We start from the raw sequence: 16843 nt of genomic DNA on the forward strand, positions 1-16843 counted from the left end.
CTCTAGCTTTGTAATGACAAAGAGTTACTGAGAAGTCGTTTCTCATGGTACCAGAATTAGAATTTCGTTTTTCTAGCTGGTATGAATTTAGATTGCCAGTAAAATGGTCGAACTGCAAGCAATGAGGATTCATGATGTTAAAAAAAAGTGAAAACCACATTCATCAAGCTTATTGGTGTGTGGTGTCAGGGAACGAACTATGGCTTGTAGACGGTGAGGTGCCGCAAGGTTCGGCGGAGCAATTTCAACTCCCAGCGGCGCAGGCTATTCAGGTTGGAGAGTTTGAAGGTACACCGGTAATGTGGCTCAATGATTCAGACCTAGACGGTGAGCGACCACTTACTTCTTTACGCGAGTTACTGCATTTACCAGAGGCGCTTTTCTACCAGTTATCCAAAGCTATCCAATATGGCTACATGAGTCAGTCGATGCGCTTTTGCCCTCAATGTGGTGGACGAAATCATCTCAATCACAATCAACTGGCTATGCAATGCCAAGATTGCCGAACGCTACATTATCCACGAATTTTCCCATGCATTATTGTGGCGGTCCGCAAAGGGTCGCAGATTCTATTAGCTCAGCATAATCGCCATGCAGGCGGCATGTATACCGTGATTGCTGGGTTTTTAGAAGTGGGCGAAACCCTAGAAACATGTGTCGCACGCGAAGTGGAAGAGGAAACGGGCATTAAGGTGGGGAACATTCGCTATTTCGGCAGCCAACCTTGGGCGTTTCCATCAAGCATGATGATGGCGTTTTTGGCTGATTATGAGAGTGGTGAAATTAAACCAGACTTCTCCGAGCTGAAAGATGCGCAGTGGTTTGAAACCAATGCACTGCCTCTAGTGGCACCAGAAGGGACCATTGCCCGAGCATTGATCAATGCCACGGTAGAGCAAGTTAAGTAGGATAAAAAAAACCCTCCGCAAGCGGAGGGGGTAAGTAAGATGTCGTTATGAGATGCTGAGTGCGATACTCAGTTGTATTATTGTAATTTTCGCTAGCAAACAAACTTTTAACATTCCTATTAATGGGTTGCAAATTCGCTATTAGATTGGTCATTAATAATATGATCTGGCTTGCAAAGTGACTCTTTTTTGAGCGTTCAAGCATAAGACCGGATAGCCCTCAAATTTTGGTAAAAGAATTGTTATCTATGGCTGCACACGGTCAACGATTAGCGTTAAACTAACGCCTTTCGAATTGGAGAAAAAAGAATGACGGAATTAAAGAACGATCGCTATCTTCGAGCGTTGTTAAAGCAACCTGTAGATTACACACCAGTATGGATGATGCGCCAAGCAGGACGTTACCTGCCTGAGTATCGCGAAACACGTGCTGTGGCTGGTGACTTTATGTCTTTGTGTAAGAACGCCGAGTTAGCATCTGAAGTGACGCTACAGCCGCTTCGTCGTTTCCCACTCGACGCTGCCATTCTGTTTTCTGACATCCTGACTATTCCAGATGCGATGGGCCTAGGTTTACACTTTGAAGCGGGTGAAGGTCCTAAGTTTGAACGTCCTATTACTTGCAAAGCAGATGTCGACAAAATTGGTTTACCTGATCCAGAAGGCGAGCTGCAATATGTAATGAATGCAGTACGTCAAATTCGTAAAGACTTGAATGGCGAGGTACCACTTATCGGTTTCTCTGGCAGTCCTTGGACGCTGGCGACATACATGGTTGAAGGGGGCAGTTCGAAAGCCTTCACTAAGATCAAAAAGATGATGTACGCAGAGCCACAAATTCTGCATGCACTACTGGATAAGTTAGCGGACAGTGTTATTGAGTACCTTAATGCGCAAATTAAAGCGGGTGCCCAATCGGTCATGGTATTTGATACATGGGGCGGTGTATTGACACCTCGTGATTACAACTTGTTCTCACTTCAGTACATGCACAAGATTGTTGATGGTCTGATACGTGAAAACGACGGTCGTCGCGTTCCAGTAACGCTATTTACTAAGAATGGCGGTATGTGGCTTGAACAAATCGCAGCGACAGGCTGTGACGCAGTAGGTCTAGATTGGACGATTAACATCGCGGACGCTAAAGCGCGTATCGGCGACAAAGTAGCACTGCAAGGTAACATGGACCCATCAATGCTTTACGCTCAGCCAGAGCGCATTCGTGAAGAAGTTGCGACCATTCTGGAAGGCTTCGGTGATGGTGGCACTGGTCACGTCTTCAACTTAGGCCATGGTATTCATCTAGATGTGCCACCTGAAAATGCAGGTGTATTTGTTGAAGCGGTGCACGAGTTATCTAAACCGTATCACAAGTAAATCAAGTTAATGTTTTTTTAAAGCCGTCATCTTAAGCAGATGACGGCTTTTTTTCTTTTTTTGACTAAGCTAAACAGAGGCACTCGTTAAGAGGACTGATTATGTTTAAAGTGGTCACCCCATTCCTTACTTCGCTGCTCTTTCTCATTGGTTGCGCCTCTGATGTGGCGACGGATTACGACTCAAGTACTAACTTCTCAGCATTCAAAACCTATCAATATCAAGAAAACAGTGCAGATCCTGTTAGCCTTGATGGAGCCCGCATCAAAAAAGCGGTCGACAATGAAATGGCATTGCGAGGACTGACGCTGGTGGATAAAGATGCCGATGTGCTGGTGTATTATGACATCCTAGAAGGTACAGAGTTGTTGGCGGACGGGCCAAGTTTTGGTTTCGGTATCGGGTCAGGTGGATACAACAGTGCTTATGGAGTAGGGGTTAGGACGCCAACTCGAGTGAAAGAGAAGAAGTTCGGTAAACTAAGCGTTGAACTTATTGATGCCAAGTCGAACGATGTGGTGTGGCGCTCGGTGTCACAGCGCCAATTGACTGAAACCATGGAGCCCGCAGATAGAGATGTGTTTGTGCAAGAGCAGGTGCACAAGATGTTTGAAGAATATCCTAAGAAATAGTTTATCTGTGTCAGGTGGCTTACTACATACGTCATTCCACTAGCTGCGAGTGGTGTGACTGTTTTTTAGTATGACTGATTCACAACTCACGTCATTCCAGCGAAGGTTGGAATCTATTTGAGGCTTGGTGCGTCCGTTGAGAAGACTCCTGCCGACGCAGGAGTGACGACTATCTTGAGTGTGATTAACCAACAGCTTATGTCATTCCACTAGCTGTGGGTGTTGTGACGATTTTTTAGTATGACTGATTCACAACTCACGTCATTCCGTCGAAGGCTGGAGTCTGTTTGAGGCTTGGTGCGTGCGTTGAGAAGGCTCCTGCCTTCGCAGGAGTGACGACTATCTTGAGTGTGATAAACCAACAGCTTATGTCATTCCACTAGCTGTGAGTGTTGTGACGATTTTTTAGTATGACTAATTCTCAACTCACGTCATTCCAGCGAAGGTTGGAATCTATTTGAGGCTTGGTGCGTCCGTTGAGAAGACTCCTACCTTCGCAGGAGTGACGACTATTTTGAGTCTGATGGACCAACAGCTTATGTCATTCCACTAGCTGTGAGTGTTGTGACGATTTTTTAGTATGACTAATTCTCAACTCACGTCATTCCAGCGAAGGCTGGAATCTGTTTGAGGCTTGGTGCGTGCATTGAGAAGACTCCTGCCTTTGCAGGAGTGACGACTATTTTGAGTGTGATGAACCAACAGCTTACGTCATTCCACTAGCTGTGAGTGTTGTGACGATTTTTTAGTATGACTGATTCACAACTCACGTCATTCCGTCGAAGGCTGGAGTCTGTTTGAGGTTTGGTGCGTGCGTTGAGAAGACTCCTGCTTACGCAGGAGTGACGACTATCTTGAGTGTGATGAACCAACAGCTTACGTCATTCCACTAGCTGTGAGTGTTGTGACAATTTTTAGTATGACTAATTCTCAACTCACGTCATTCCAGCGAAGGCTGGAATCTATTTGAGGCTTAGTTGCGTGCGTTGAGAAGACTCCTGCCTTCGCAGGTGTGACGACTATTTTGAGTGTGATGGACCAACAGCTTATGTCATTCCACTAGCTGCGAGTGGTGTGACTGTTCTTTAGTATGACTGATTCACAACTCACGTCATTCCAGCGAAGGCTGGAATCTGTTTGAGGCTTGGTGCGTGCTTTGAGAAGACTCCTGCCTTCGCAGGAGTGACGACTATTCTGAGTCTGATGGACCAACAGCTTATGTCATTCCACTAGCTGTGAGTGTTGTGACGATTTTTTAGTATCACTAATTCTCAACTCACGTCATTCCAGCGAAGGCTGGAATCTATTTGAGGTTTGGTGCGTCCGTTGAGAAGACTCCTGCCTTCGCAGGAGTGACGACTATTTTGAGTCTGATGGACCAACAGCTTATGTCATTCCACTAGCTGTGAGTGTTGTGACGATTTTTTAGTATGACTAATTCTCAACTCATGTCATTCCAGCGAAGGCTGGAATCTGTTTGAGGCTTGGTGCGTGCATTGAGAAGACTCCTGCCTTTGCAGGAGTGACGACTATTTTGAGTGTGATTAACCAATAGCTTACGTCATTCCACTAGCTGCGAGTGGTGTGACTGTTTTTTAGTATGACTGATTCACAACTCACGTCATTCCAGCGAAGGCTGGAATCTGCTTGAGGCTTGGTGTGTGCATTGAGAAGACTCCTGTCTTCGCAGGAGTGACGACTATTTTGAGTCTGATGGACCAACAGCTTACGTCATTCCACTAGCTGCGAGTGGTGTGACTGTTCTTTAGTATGACTGATTCACAACTCACGTCATTCCAGCGAAGGCTGGAATCTATTTGAGGCTTAGTGCGTGCGTTGAGAGGACTCCTGCCTTCGCAGGAGTGACAACTTTTTTGAGAGTTATGCCTGATAACGCTATAGCATCCCCCTTTAATACCCACGCTCAAAATCCACCAAATTCTGCAACTGAAACCCATCACGCCAGCGCAAATAGTTCTCCGCAAAAATCTCGACCACTTGCTCAGGAAAACTGATGGCAGCAATATGTGGGGTTACGGTGACATTTGGGTTGTGCCAGTAAGGGCACTCTTGAGAAATAGGCTCGTTGATAAATACGTCCAAGAAAGCATGGACCAAGTGACCTTTATCCAGCGCACTAAGTAGGGCATTACTATCAACGGTTTGGCCTCTACCTACATTGAAGAACAAAGCATGACGACAGGCCGCAAAGAGTGGTTCGTTGAACAGTCCATCTGTCGTCGGGGTGTTGGGCAAGGTATTGACGATAATATCTGCGTGCTCAAGCGCTTTTTCTGCTTCGTTGATATGAAAAGTTTCTGCAAACGCACTTTGGCGAGGAGGAATGCCGGTGCGATTGACACCGATAGGCACAATACCCAGTACCTTGACGGTATTCGCCAGATGACTACCAATCGCACCCGTACCAAAAATCACCATACGTTTGCCAATCAGCGATTGATAGCTGTGTGGCTGCCAGTCACGTTTTTGCTGCTGTTGTTTATAGAGATCGAAATGACGGAAGTAATTGATGGTGTAACCCAGCACATACTCACTGATCTGCTGACCAAAAATGCCTTTTACGTTAGTGAGTTTGTAGTCTTTACGCAGAGATTCGCCAAGTAAGGCATCAATGCCAGCATAGGTAGATTGAACCCACTGTAACTGCTCAGCACTATCGAGTTCGGAAGCAAGCTTTGGCGGCGCTGCCAGTACAATAGTGGCATTACTCAACTCAGAGATAATCTCCAAATCAGGCAGTTGTTTTGCTTCGAGCAGTGGCAGGTAGTGTTCATTGTTGTCCGTCACAAGTGCTAAGCGATGCTTTTGCGTCGTCATTTCTGGCTATTCCCTATCCGTTTGGTTACACTTCCGCAGACTATATTCACTACGGCAGAGCGACCATGTTAAAGAACCCTATTCAGGTACGTATCGAAAAATTTGAGCCTTGGCAGCATATCACTTTTATGACCTGTTTGTGCGAGCGTATGTACCCCAACTTCGCTATGTTCTGTGAGCAAACTGAGTTTGCTGAAGCGCGCGTGTACCGCAATATTTTGGATGCTGTATGGGAACTGCTGACGGTGAAAACCGCCAAAATCAACTTCGAAAAGCAGCTAGAAAAGCTAGAAGAGGTCATTCCGAACTCGGAAGATTTCGATATCTACGGCGTCTATCCAGCGATTGATGCGTGTTTTGCCTTATCGACTTTACTGCATGGTTTGCTAGATCGTGATTACTTACTGGAATCAACGCTTAAGATCAGTCAACAGTCTGTCGCGACTGTGGCTCAGCTTGAGCAAGCAGAAACCGGTGTGGAAATCACCAATGAGAACCAAAAAGAAAACGAAGCTGTGTGTGAAGAATGGGATGTTCAGTGGGCTATTTTCCGTCCACTACGTGATTGCACTGAGCGTGATATAGAGCTGATTAAAGATCTTCGCCTTGAGCTTAAGGAAGAGGGAGTCAGTAACATTGGTGTAAGTATCTAGCGTACGCCTTCAGGATAGAAAAGTACGTTCTCAGGTAAGTTTTCCACGACCCGCCTGAGAACGACCAAACTAAACTCAATACCTTCTCGTATTAATCAAAAAAACTCGTCTTGCCAAACAAGGTGATGTCGTAGCCGATATCAAAAGGGTAATCAAACACAGAGATGTACTGATTAGGCTGTTTTGTCTCGAGCAACAGCCCAACAATTAACAGCTGATTATCATAAAACGTATCGGCATACAGTGCTTGATTATCGGTGGCCACTGCAGGTTTTACCTCTCTCTGACTAATAAATAGCGTGTAAATCTCCGACCCTCGTTTACCCCAAAGCATGGTCTTATTAATGACCCTCCCGCTGGCTTTATTTTCAATATACACAGACAACACGCCCGAGCGGCATTTGCCTTTTTGCAAGTTGAGCTCACCATCATGAGTAAACCTATAGCTACATCCCAAGCCATTAACGAAGGGGTACAATAGCCAAACAACAGAAACCATTAGCAGCAAAGCAACGAAGCATTTTGATGTCGCTATTGTTCGCAGGTTGGCCATAGCATTGGTAGAGCGCATTCAGTATTCCTTACTATTCGAAGCTAAAATCTCGGTTCAGTGTTCAATTGGGACCAAGCGAATAATGCCATCTTCATCAGAAGTATCCCGAAAATACACCACATGACCCTCCGTCTCTTTAGAGAGGGCGTGTACCGTGTTATCTGGCAGAGAGAATGAGCCGACCAAAGTGGTGTTGCCACGCTTATAGGTGTGCATACTTGGCTTTATCGATGACACGTAAAAAATCACTAAAGCACAAAACAACAAGGCGGCATAAAGTGCCATTAAAGGCACCTTTTTTACTAACTCAAACCGAGTTGGTGTCGCAACTGCGTCGTTGGGTGAAGGGCATTCTTCGACTGGCTGAGCGGCTAGTTCAGAAGAGCTGGCGTCATTGTCATTAGCGCTGGCTGAACTTACGTTCACGCTGACAAAAGGCACGTCATTTGTGATCAAAATGACATTAGGATCTAACCGAAAACCAATAGTTGGAACGGTTTCTAAGCACATCACTAAGCCAACTTTATCCAACGCTGTCCGAATATTTCGGATGGCGACATTGAGCGAATTAGCGACAACAATCTTGCCAGGCCAGCCAACGTCCAATAACTGTTGCTTGGTTAATGGGTGCCCATGAGCATTGCAAAGAGCTTCAAGGATAAGTCGCTCACTGCTGTTTAATTTTGCGATAGTAAGCCCGTCTTCCGCCAGGTGACCATTATTCGGGTTCAAGGTTATATTTGTGGTTGGTGTCATGATTTAGCTTCTATTACTTGGGGACAGACACTCGGCTTCATAATAATCTAAGCCAGACATATCGATATAGCTGTCTTCAATAATGTTTACGTCACAGCTGAGCATAGGAACACTTAGGTGTTCCTCATTTTTGTCAAATGCCGCAATAAATACACGGCCATCACTGTCAAAGTAGCTACTAATCGGGGCATCATTACTATAAAGCTTAGTTCCTAATGAAACCTCTTGCCTCAGCTTAAGCATGGTGTCGCGCCCTTTTTTAACGTGATAAGTGACTAAGGTGAGAGCGCCTTCACTTGGAATCGTATTTGCGACGGTATTGTCAAGGTAGACTCCATCAGGAATCGACTTGGATTCGACTGAAACTCGATTTTGACTGTACGCAGAGGCTGAAGGGATGAGCGCAAAGCCATCCGCGTTTGTTTTACCGGCATTTCTTATTTTTAACCCTTCCACATCGTCAACTCTGACTAATATATTGGTGTCAGATAGACGCCGAGTGGGAAGCACGGTATTTTCCGCAACGACCAAGCCACCTTTCACGGTGCCTCTAACCTGTGAGCCCGATTGAGAGTTGGAGTATTGCAGAGAATAATTGTTATATTCACTATTGCTTGATAAAGACAACCCATGCCCAACAATGCCCTTCTTATCATCGAGACGCAGAGAGCCTGATACGGAGCTACTGTCGCCGAACCTCATACCACTAGACAACGAGGTACTCGCAGGGCGACCACTGCTGTGTGAGCGAGATAGGCTTACGCGCGATTTTCCCCAGTTGAGCGGCATCGAAAAATTCATTGAGAGTCGATTGTCGACGGCAAAGTTATTCTGGTTACTCTCTTTAGAATAGGCCTTTAGCGCGCTAACGGAGTATCGATAGTATTCATTACCAAATGAGTACCCTAAGCCAAAGCTTTGGAATTGTGCTTTGTCTGATCCTCCCAGAGACTGAAACAGACTGACGCTTCCAAGTTGAAAGGGCAGGTCGCTACCCGCTGATGTAGAGAACTGATAGCCTTTTCTAACCGTATCGGCAATATGGCTACTATTGATATCTCGGTACCCATTTCCCAAAAAATGACTCAGAGAGGTCTGAAAATTTAGTGACCAGAATGGCAAGCTTTTGGTTAAACTTGAATTGATTTTAGTCCCTGACTGACCCGTCGGTAGGTAAGTAGAATGTGCAGCAGAAAAGCGAACACCACCCAATAGGTCGAAATTCATCGTACTAGCTACAGATAGGTTACTATAGTCGCGTTCGACAAAAAGCCCAGTAGTTAAAGATTGAGTATCCGTTAGGCCATAGATCAACTCCCCTCCTAAAAAGGCGTGTGAGTTGGTTCGTTGTAGCCCTGTAAATAAGCTATGTTCGCTAGTGCCTTGCTTTAGGACACTGAGTACCAATTGACTAGGAACTGAAAAAACCGCTTCACGTCCATCTTCTTCTTTAATGCTGACCACGAAATCACTATTGGAACGAATGTTCATATCGTTAATAGTAAATTCGCCGGCCGCCACGTATTCAGTGTGAATCAGTTCGTTGTCTTGATAAACACGCACTTCGGCATTCGTTTCCGCATTGGCACGAATGGTCGTAGTGTCCGTCATTTGCCCTGATTGATACAAACGGCTATTACTGCTCAAGCTAACGCCTTGCATATCGACCGACCCCATGACTGCTGTGCTTTGACTAAGTTCACCAAACATGAACTTGCTGCGCAGTGAAGGAATATTGGTATATCCATAGAGATATCCATTGGACATTGTCGTCTTTTGATTCATCAGAGAAGCCGAGAGGCTACTCTTGAAGCGAAACCGTCCCACATTGAATTGAGGGCTTGCTGAACCGTACGCTTTGTAGTTATCGTCAAACCTAGTCGTCATTCCAGCCGAATACGGTAACATTAATGCTGTGACACCATCATCATAATGAGCCAGAGCATACTGCTTTTCTGACAGCAAAAATCTGGAAGGGATGTTCATGGTTATTTCGAAACTGCCAAAATCAATATCCAAGCCAATTTCGCTGCTTAGCACACACGAGCCTTGTGTTAAGTTGATATCCGGTTTAATGCCGAACTCACTTAATTGCTGTTCTGAGAAGCATGGCGTGCTTTCTCCTTGCTCATTGGTGTAGAAGCGAATGGATTCAAAATACGTTCGCCTTTTATTGACGGTAATTTTAAAGTCATAGTTGCCATCAGGGATGTGATTAACCAAGCTACCGAGGGAAGCTCCTTCAGAGATGCCACTAAGGAGAGCAAGATCAAAGCCTCCCGCAAAAGATAGTAAGGGAGCAGTTAGAATGAACAGAATTAGGGAGCGTAACATGGGTAATATTTCTATAGCGAGCGTTGATCTTTAGCAAGTAATCCAATGTCGTCGATGTAATTTAATTCAAAAGAACGTTTGGGGTTAAAATTGCTACTTTTAGTAAATGTAATCTCCTGATAAGGGGCAATCATTTGTACTACCATCGTCTCTTCTTTTCTTTGTTCAATAGAGATGAGCGTGATGTGTAATGGAGAATCATTTCTTACTGTAAAATCATCACCTTGTTTGTTAATAACGAGTTTCTTTACTGCGTCTGCCATGGTTACTGTCGCAATGGATTTCGGCCTGATAAATAACTTGTAATGCATATCCATGCTAGCAATGACATCAGATGGAGTATCTGACTGCTCTTTTATAGAGACAGCACTAAGAGTTCGATATGTTTCTACCTCATTAGAGTCCATTACTGACTCTAAATTATAGATTCTGAACCCTGAGCGGCTATCTGCTTTAGATAGAATGATATTCGGTGTTATTATCGGCAGCTTCTCTTCATCAAAGCTGTCATCTAATATAGAAAGCTGTACTAATGTCGCAGAATCTGAGTTATTAACGATTTCACCTTGAAAGTATTTACTCCCTTCAATATAAACAACCCTAGCTCCGGGAATGGCAATGGCATAGCAAATACTTGGTAGCATTAGTATTAGAAATATATATTTTTTCATTTTTTACATCTCTATATCTTTGGAGTATATAAATACTCCAAAGATAGGAATTAAATAAGTATTATTGAATCTTTGCAGTAAAAGACATTACTTTATTGACTTCTTTATCTGCCGTGTGATTCCACATAGCGTACTTCCTATGGTCAATATTCATAATCGTTGTTAATGTAAGAGTATTATCTTTGGCAAATTCTGCAAGTCGGTGCCATTCTGATGTTTCTCCTGCTTTTACAATTTTATAGCCATTCTCGATCTTGACTTTATTATTGCCATCAATAGATGCTGTAATCTCGGAGTCTTTTTTCTTGATAACCGTTGTAAACCATACGCCAATATCGTCCCCTAGTGCATACCAAGTCTGATCATTTTCCTTCCAATAGGCATCTTGAACGGGATAGGCAAACTTTCCTTCTGTTGCACTTTTTCCATTCATTGATGTATTTTCAATATTAAAAAACGCCATTTCACAGCCATTACCAGTTAATTGTAAGCCCGTTTCTCGAGTATCAAGAGTATTGTCTTTCTCATTATTGAGTGTCACATCGCCAAATTGAACATCAAACCCGGCACCACTATCAAAATCAAATGAACAAATGGCGCCTTCATAGTTAACATTTGCTGTGATGTTTAGTTGAAGGTCTTTGCTTTCCACGTTTCGATTTTTTATGTTGTTGTGTTCGCCATAATAAGATGAGAAGTCATATTCGCCCATTTGTCCCGGATGCACATCCTTATCGTTATCGATTGCCATTGCTGATGATGTGCTTAGTGCTAATACAAGGCCAACGCTGCTAGCTAGAGTTTGTTTTGTTAAGTTAAAAGTCATGAGTTATTTTCCAAATTAAATAGTTTGTTGCTTGAGTGGGGTTAAATATGAATGTCAGTGTGTTCTGATTCGAGATGGAATTTATTGTTTTTTTGGAACCCAGTTAACTAATAAATGATTATAAAAAATAAAAAGTTAGCTATATCAGTTGGTTATAATTTCTGTTGTATTTTTATACAGCACTAATTCTTGTTGATGTTGAGCTTTTCGCCAGCTGTAGAGCCTATTGCACTAAAATAAACAAACTTGAGAGAGAAACTACTGAAAATTAAATATTAGAATTTGGTATTAGTTTGTGGTTTGATATGAGAGGTTTTTCAACAATTGGATTAGTTGTTGGTTGGCGGATTTATTTGAAAGATGCTTCTAAAGTTGATAAATAAAAAGAAGTCAATGACTTTTTAAGAAAGAGTGCCAAGCGAAGTGATATCTTCAGCACTCTATGGGGTTTATCTTCACGAAAGTGTTGGTCAACTATCTAAAACTTCGTACTTTGGTGACTAAAGAGGGAATTGTTTGGAACATCTCTCTTACGTCTGAAACATATTGTGCAGGAACATAAATTGCGCAGATTCGCATTATGCTAATACCACCGATACTAACGGGATGTGAGGTAAACTTAGCACGCAGCGGGACAAATGAGTCTAAACCGATTAGCACTTCATAGTTGTCCTCGCCGAGTAATCCGAGTTTGGCATAATGATTAAGACATTCGTGGTAGTTGCGAGTGTAATGAAGGCTAACCCCTTGGCTTATGGGTTGATTGCGATACAAGTTGTTAAATGTATTCCCCCTTTCTCCAGATTTTAGTCCCTCAGCCCGATGGAACCAAGGGGTACAGTCTATATCCTCAGCCGATAATAACGCTCGGAATTTTACCAACCCTTCTAAAGCGCTTGAATTAGTGCCATGAACAAAATGTACGCCTAATTGCTCCATATCCTCTAATTGAAGATCTCTTTTGGTAAGTTTAAGTGGAGGTAGAAAAGAGGCTTTATTTCTAAACATGATGTTTTCCTTAACAGTGAATGTTCGAAAGTGATGCGTTGAGAATTCATTATTGGTATTAGTTAAGGGGGTAAGTAAAAGAATAAGTCCTAATAAAAAATAAAAACGATATAAATCATTGGGTAACCATGTTGATAATTAGGTAGTTTAAAATGGTGTTTTGACGGTTTACTATCATTTCAGCAATTCGTTGGTGTGCAAGGAGGGAGGATTTTGGGTTCATACAAAGTCAAATAGTTCGTTATAATCTCTCAGCAGCAGTTGCTATTAATAGAGAGCAAAATGAAGACCAAATTGATCACGCGTGAAGGCTACAACAAACTGAAACAAGAACATGATTACCTCTGGAATGAGCGACGTCCTGAAGTCACTAAGATAGTGACGTGGGCGGCGAGTCTAGGTGATCGCTCTGAAAACGCCGACTATACCTTCAATAAGCGTTTGCTTCGCCAAATCGATCGCCGTGTTCGCTTTCTGCGCAAGTTCTTACCTGAGGTCACCATTGTTGATTATTCACCTCAACAAGAAGGTAAGGTCTTTTTCGGTGCCTGGGTGGAGATTGAGAATGAAGAAGGTGAAACCATGCATTTCCGGATTGTTGGTCCCGAAGAGATTTACGGCGATGCAAAAGGTTATATATCGATTGATTCTCCTATGGCGAGGGCGCTGCTAAAAAAACAAGTGGATGATGAGGTAGTGGTGAAGACCCCTCAAGGAGATAAGGAGTGGTTTATTAACTCCATCACTTACCAACAGCACTCTGAATAAATAGAGCGATTTGAGCTCCTAAAGTGGTATGTCTTTGAGAGCTCAAATTGCGTGCTGTGATTTATGACAGAGCTAACTCGTCCGTTTTGTGTGTGGGAGCTGAGCGGCGGTTACGTTGAATCTTCTGATGATGGCTCAGTAACGTTAGGATTCGCCCTTCATCGTGAATTTGGTCGAAAAACGGATTGGCGGCTAGCGTGTCGACTTGGCATTCATACACAGTAATATGTCCGCTTTGGTACTTTTCAGGAATATAGATATCCGAGATCAGAGTTTTAGCGTAAGGCTTGATCGCGGTGATAAGTAAGGTTTTACCTTCAAACAACTCACACGCGTAGTTATGCACTAATCGATGCAAGTCTTTATTAAGCGCCACATAGCTAAGTAGGCAGTTCTGCCCGTTAATATCCTTACCATGCACAATATGACCAACCACCGCGTCCCGGTGCTTAGCAAGAACCACGTTGATTTCTTGAATGGACATGACGTCTATCAGCTCTTGAAACGTGATAAAACGATAGTTCTCTTGTGCGTAGACGATTTGCTCTCGATAGATCTCTGGCAGATTATCCCAACGATAGCTTTCATAAGTATCAATCGTATAAGGGTAAAGCGTGTCAAACCCTCTAAAGAAGTCATCATATTTTTCGACCCCTTGAATGATGCGACGTTCATCTTCTGAATAATGGTAACTTTGCTGGAAAAACGTGGCGACCCCGATTCGGCGCATCAATGAAGGCTGTCCGTTGCCATGCTCCCACTTACTGAGCATTGGCTGGTTTATCCCTTGAAATGCTCGATGGGATAAGCTCAGTGCTTCAACCAGTTCCAATTGAGACATGCCATTAAAATTGCGCCAATACTTCAGTGCTTGTGCGAAGTTATCGCGTGAAAACGGACTCTCCGATTGTGCTTCAAATGTCATAATCTCTCCTTGAGTTCGATAAACTAGTGATAGTTTACTTAGGTTATATGACATGGGCTTGGCGGGGCGCACAAAAGCATATTTTAAAACGTTACAAAGGGTTAGTAGACGTTGAATAGTTAGCGTGCAGGTTAACGAAGTTGCAGCAAGTAAAATTAGGCAACATTAGATATACATCACTTATATCACTTAGAGCAGTGACGAATGTGTCTGATATGAGCCATAATTAATAAACGTTAACAATTCTCTGCGCAATTATTGGCCATGAAATGTTACATTTAGTGCAGATACTCTTCTGACACACTTTTTTGTTGACGGAGGGGTCGGTAAATTGCTTTTTAGTGGTGGAATCGAATATGCAAGAAAATCACAAGATTTTAGTTGTTGATGATGATGCACGTCTACGTGCATTACTAGAGCGTTACTTATCAGAGCAAGGATTCCAAGTACGCAGTGTTGCTAACAGTGAGCAGATGGACCGCCTGTTAACCCGTGAAAACTTTCACCTTATGGTATTGGATTTAATGCTACCAGGTGAAGATGGCCTGTCGATTTGTCGTCGTTTACGTAACGCCAACAACATGTTGCCGATTCTGATGCTGACAGCCAAAGGTGATGAAGTTGACCGTATTGTCGGCCTAGAGGTCGGTGCGGATGACTATCTACCGAAACCATTTAATCCTCGTGAGCTACTTGCTCGCATTAAAGCGGTATTACGTCGTCAAACTATTGAAGCTCCTGGCGCGCCAAGCCAAGAAGAGTCAGTGGTTGAGTTCGGTGATTTCCGTTTGAACTTGGGTACACGTGAAATGTTCCGTGGTGAAGAGGCAATGCCTCTAACATCTGGTGAATTTGCAGTACTAAAAGCCTTGGTGACCAACGCACGTGAGCCGATGTCCCGCGATAAGCTGATGAACATGGCTCGTGGTCGTGAGTACTCGGCAATGGAACGTTCTATCGACGTACAGATTTCTCGTCTGCGTCGCATGCTGGAAATCGACCCAAGCAAACCTCGCTACATTCAAACTGTGTGGGGTCTAGGTTATGTATTTGTGCCGGACGGCAAAGAAGCATAATCAGAAATGTCGATAAGGCTCTGGATGGATTCAGGGCCTTTTGTTTATTATCTACCTCAGATTCTTCTCATCTTCGCTCTCTAAGGAAAACCTATGCGATTTCGTAGCTCCTTCACGCAATCCATTCTGCTGTTTTTTACACTCTTGATTGCTAGCCAAGTTTTTTCTTATTACGCCGTGTACAACTACGCTCTTGTACCTAGTTTGCAGCAGTTCAATAAGATACTGGCGCATGAGCTATCGTTTTTCTTGGAAGACAATGAAGCGATTGATGAGCAGCTTGAAATGGATGCTCCTTTACGCCGACGTGTATTGGAGCAGTTGGGTGTCACTATTCATGCTGATGACAGCGCGATGGCAAACGAGTTTAACCATGCGATGCCTATCGACCTGATGAGCGAGGAGATGAGTGATGAACTGGATTCAAAAACTGAAGTTAGGCTGATTCTGGGAGCTGAAAGCTACATCCTCTGGATGAAGATAGATGCACTGCCCAACTCGTTGATACGCATTCCGCTGTCAGAGTTGCAGGAAGAAGACTTTGCGCCGCTGTTTAGAAACAGTTTGATTATGGCGCTATTGGTGATTGCGGGTGGCTGGCTATTCATCCGCTTGCAAAACCGGCCACTTACCGCACTCGAAAATGCCGCCAATTTGGTGGGTAAAGGGGAAATCCCGCCACCTTTACCTGAGAAGGGGGCGTCTGAGATTCGCTCGGTTACGCGTGCCTTTAACCAAATGGCAAAAGGTATTCAAGAGCTTGAGCAAGACCGTACCTTATTAATGGCGGGCATCAGCCATGATATTCGCACCCCATTAACGCGAATTCGCCTTGCGACAGAAATGATGTCGCCCGAAGACAGCTATTTAGCAGAGGGCATCATCAGCGACACTGAAGAGTGTAATGAAATCATTGGCCAGTTTATGGATTACCTAAAACCGGTTAATACTCAGTCATTTGAACCGATGAGCCTGAATGACATTTCTTCTGATATTGTCTCATCAGAAGGCGGATATGAAATCCAGATAGAATATGCCCCAATGGCAACTATCAAAGATATTGAAGGCAGTCCAATTGCGATTAAACGTGCTATTACCAACTTGGTGGTTAATGCGGTTCGTTACGGCAATGGTTGGGTGAAAGTCACCACAGGTATGACCGCGGACAACAAACTGGCTTGGGTCACCATTGAAGATAATGGTCCGGGTATCGAAGAGAGCCAAATCGGTCGTCTATTCGAACCTTTCACGCGAGGTGATACCGCACGAGGCAGTGAAGGGACAGGTCTAGGACTGGCGATTGTGAAGCGGATTATTAGTCAGCATCACGGCTCAGTGAGTATTTCGAATCGCAGCGCTGGTGGACTGAAGGCACAAGTGAGTTTCCCTGTGGCTAAGAATGGTTTGAGGTAGAGGACTTATTGGTTGTGCAGAAGGTTTGTTTTACGTAAGCGGCGTGCTGAAGAAGATCCCCCTTTTTCAAGGGGATGACGGCGTTATTTTGTAGAGTGGCGATGA

The 16843-nt window shown here is 43.9% G+C and carries 15 protein-coding genes; 7 read left to right on the plus strand and 8 right to left on the minus strand.

What is annotated here, in order from left to right:
• Positions 1–134: 134 nt before the first annotated feature.
• The 3 genes from nudC to VME0621_RS21050 all read left to right on the plus strand — a co-directional run bounded on the left by nudC (position 135) and on the right by VME0621_RS21050 (position 2917).
• A complete protein-coding gene (gene nudC, locus VME0621_RS21040) occupies positions 135–908 on the plus strand; it encodes an NAD(+) diphosphatase (protein ID WP_062463887.1) in 774 nt (257 codons plus the stop codon).
• Between the two features lie 309 nt (positions 909–1217).
• Positions 1218–2285: a uroporphyrinogen decarboxylase gene (gene hemE / locus VME0621_RS21045; protein ID WP_062463885.1), complete on the plus strand. Its 1068-nt coding sequence runs from the start codon at positions 1218–1220 to the stop codon at positions 2283–2285.
• Between the two features lie 101 nt (positions 2286–2386).
• Positions 2387–2917, plus strand: a complete 531-nt coding sequence (locus tag VME0621_RS21050; protein ID WP_062463883.1) for a DUF4136 domain-containing protein — start codon at positions 2387–2389, stop codon at positions 2915–2917.
• Positions 2918–4828: 1911 nt separating this feature from the next.
• On the opposite strand, the gene VME0621_RS21055 is transcribed toward VME0621_RS21050, so the two are convergent.
• Positions 4829–5755 carry a D-2-hydroxyacid dehydrogenase gene (locus tag VME0621_RS21055; RefSeq protein ID WP_062463910.1) on the minus strand — a complete coding sequence of 309 codons (927 nt, stop codon included), beginning with the start codon at positions 5753–5755 and terminating at the stop codon, positions 4829–4831.
• A gap of 65 nt (positions 5756–5820) precedes the next feature.
• On the opposite strand from VME0621_RS21055, the gene VME0621_RS21060 reads away from it, so the two are divergent.
• Positions 5821–6408: a YjaG family protein gene (locus VME0621_RS21060; protein WP_006071293.1), complete on the plus strand. Its 588-nt coding sequence runs from the start codon at positions 5821–5823 to the stop codon at positions 6406–6408.
• A 91-nt stretch (positions 6409–6499) separates the two neighbouring features.
• On the opposite strand, the gene VME0621_RS21065 is transcribed toward VME0621_RS21060, so the two are convergent.
• From VME0621_RS21065 to VME0621_RS21090, 6 genes are all read right to left on the minus strand, one after another.
• Positions 6500–6979, minus strand: a complete 480-nt coding sequence (locus VME0621_RS21065; protein WP_031493333.1) for a hypothetical protein — start codon at positions 6977–6979, stop codon at positions 6500–6502.
• A gap of 36 nt (positions 6980–7015) precedes the next feature.
• Complete coding sequence (locus tag VME0621_RS21070) at positions 7016–7717, minus strand: winged helix-turn-helix domain-containing protein (protein WP_062463912.1); 702 nt, start codon at positions 7715–7717, stop codon at positions 7016–7018.
• Positions 7718–7720: 3 nt separating this feature from the next.
• Complete coding sequence (locus VME0621_RS21075; RefSeq protein WP_065311734.1) at positions 7721–10051, minus strand: fimbria/pilus outer membrane usher protein; 2331 nt, start codon at positions 10049–10051, stop codon at positions 7721–7723.
• An 11-nt stretch (positions 10052–10062) separates the two neighbouring features.
• Positions 10063–10722: a fimbrial biogenesis chaperone gene (locus VME0621_RS21080; RefSeq protein WP_082795563.1), complete on the minus strand. Its 660-nt coding sequence runs from the start codon at positions 10720–10722 to the stop codon at positions 10063–10065.
• 61 nt (positions 10723–10783) lie between these two features.
• Positions 10784–11548, minus strand: coding sequence for a hypothetical protein (locus tag VME0621_RS21085; protein WP_062462354.1), 765 nt, complete (start codon positions 11546–11548; stop codon positions 10784–10786).
• 474 nt (positions 11549–12022) lie between these two features.
• On the minus strand, positions 12023–12556 hold the full coding sequence (locus tag VME0621_RS21090; RefSeq protein WP_062462357.1) for a hypothetical protein: 534 nt from the start codon (positions 12554–12556) through the stop codon (positions 12023–12025).
• A gap of 282 nt (positions 12557–12838) precedes the next feature.
• Between VME0621_RS21090 and greB the strand changes: the two genes are divergently transcribed.
• Positions 12839–13324 carry a transcription elongation factor GreB gene (gene greB / locus VME0621_RS21095; RefSeq protein WP_006071280.1) on the plus strand — a complete coding sequence of 162 codons (486 nt, stop codon included), beginning with the start codon at positions 12839–12841 and terminating at the stop codon, positions 13322–13324.
• A gap of 61 nt (positions 13325–13385) precedes the next feature.
• Here greB and VME0621_RS21100 read toward each other — a convergent pair whose 3' ends face one another.
• Entirely contained in the window at positions 13386–14249 is an 864-nt protein-coding gene (locus VME0621_RS21100; RefSeq protein WP_062462360.1) for a helix-turn-helix domain-containing protein, read from the minus strand.
• A 356-nt stretch (positions 14250–14605) separates the two neighbouring features.
• On the opposite strand from VME0621_RS21100, the gene ompR reads away from it, so the two are divergent.
• Both ompR and envZ read left to right on the plus strand, forming a co-directional pair.
• Complete coding sequence (gene ompR / locus VME0621_RS21105) at positions 14606–15325, plus strand: osmolarity response regulator transcription factor OmpR (protein WP_006071277.1); 720 nt, start codon at positions 14606–14608, stop codon at positions 15323–15325.
• Positions 15326–15418: 93 nt separating this feature from the next.
• A complete protein-coding gene (gene envZ, locus VME0621_RS21110) occupies positions 15419–16738 on the plus strand; it encodes a two-component system sensor histidine kinase EnvZ (RefSeq protein WP_006071275.1) in 1320 nt (439 codons plus the stop codon).
• The last annotated feature ends 105 nt before the right edge of the window (positions 16739–16843 follow it).

This window comes from Vibrio mediterranei, assembly GCF_900088415.1.
Classification (GTDB): domain Bacteria; phylum Pseudomonadota; class Gammaproteobacteria; order Enterobacterales; family Vibrionaceae; genus Vibrio; species Vibrio mediterranei.

What these genes read in the sequence shown, in the direction of transcription:
- VME0621_RS21080 (WP_082795563.1), bottom strand. Translation starts at nt 10,722, where the DNA reads ATGAAAAAATATATATTTCTAATACTAATGCTACCAAGTATTTGCTAT.
- VME0621_RS21065 (WP_031493333.1), bottom strand. Translation starts at nt 6,979, where the DNA reads ATGCGCTCTACCAATGCTATGGCCAACCTGCGAACAATAGCGACATCA.
- VME0621_RS21055 (WP_062463910.1), bottom strand. Translation starts at nt 5,755, where the DNA reads ATGACGACGCAAAAGCATCGCTTAGCACTTGTGACGGACAACAATGAA.
- hemE (WP_062463885.1), top strand. Translation starts at nt 1,218, where the DNA reads ATGACGGAATTAAAGAACGATCGCTATCTTCGAGCGTTGTTAAAGCAA.
- nudC (WP_062463887.1), top strand. Translation starts at nt 135, where the DNA reads ATGTTAAAAAAAAGTGAAAACCACATTCATCAAGCTTATTGGTGTGTG.
- VME0621_RS21090 (WP_062462357.1), bottom strand. Translation starts at nt 12,556, where the DNA reads ATGTTTAGAAATAAAGCCTCTTTTCTACCTCCACTTAAACTTACCAAA.
- VME0621_RS21085 (WP_062462354.1), bottom strand. Translation starts at nt 11,548, where the DNA reads ATGACTTTTAACTTAACAAAACAAACTCTAGCTAGCAGCGTTGGCCTT.
- envZ (WP_006071275.1), top strand. Translation starts at nt 15,419, where the DNA reads ATGCGATTTCGTAGCTCCTTCACGCAATCCATTCTGCTGTTTTTTACA.
- VME0621_RS21100 (WP_062462360.1), bottom strand. Translation starts at nt 14,249, where the DNA reads ATGACATTTGAAGCACAATCGGAGAGTCCGTTTTCACGCGATAACTTC.
- VME0621_RS21070 (WP_062463912.1), bottom strand. Translation starts at nt 7,717, where the DNA reads ATGACACCAACCACAAATATAACCTTGAACCCGAATAATGGTCACCTG.
- VME0621_RS21060 (WP_006071293.1), top strand. Translation starts at nt 5,821, where the DNA reads ATGTTAAAGAACCCTATTCAGGTACGTATCGAAAAATTTGAGCCTTGG.
- VME0621_RS21050 (WP_062463883.1), top strand. Translation starts at nt 2,387, where the DNA reads ATGTTTAAAGTGGTCACCCCATTCCTTACTTCGCTGCTCTTTCTCATT.
- ompR (WP_006071277.1), top strand. Translation starts at nt 14,606, where the DNA reads ATGCAAGAAAATCACAAGATTTTAGTTGTTGATGATGATGCACGTCTA.
- greB (WP_006071280.1), top strand. Translation starts at nt 12,839, where the DNA reads ATGAAGACCAAATTGATCACGCGTGAAGGCTACAACAAACTGAAACAA.
- VME0621_RS21075 (WP_065311734.1), bottom strand. Translation starts at nt 10,051, where the DNA reads ATGTTACGCTCCCTAATTCTGTTCATTCTAACTGCTCCCTTACTATCT.